The sequence below is a fragment of the Winogradskyella algicola genome, assembly GCF_005869935.1.
Classification (GTDB): Bacteria; Bacteroidota; Bacteroidia; order Flavobacteriales; family Flavobacteriaceae; genus Winogradskyella; species Winogradskyella algicola.
The window spans coordinates 1-229 of the sequence record NZ_SZQF01000041.1 but is presented as its reverse complement, the minus strand read 5'-3'; the positions used below and the strand labels follow the sequence as shown (position 1 = coordinate 229).

Sequence of the window (229 nt, the reverse complement as noted above, 5' to 3'; positions counted from 1 at the left end):
CTACTCCACCGACTATAGATAATACAAATACAGATAATATTGTTATTCAATGTGGTGTGACACCTGATGGTACATTAGAAGCATGGCTTGCTAATAATGCAGGTGCAACGGCTAATGATACTTGTGGTAGTGTGACATGGTCTAATGACTATGGTGCTAATACTGACGTAGATTGTGCAAATGGAGCTATTACTGTAACATTTACTGCTACTGATGAGTGTGGTAACAC

1 protein-coding gene is annotated in these 229 nt (G+C 38.9%); it reads left to right on the top strand.

Going from position 1 to position 229, the window contains the following annotated elements:
* Positions 1–229, top strand: a 229-nt coding sequence (locus FC091_RS15290; RefSeq protein ID WP_171032538.1) for a hypothetical protein, incomplete at both ends; no start/stop codon positions are given.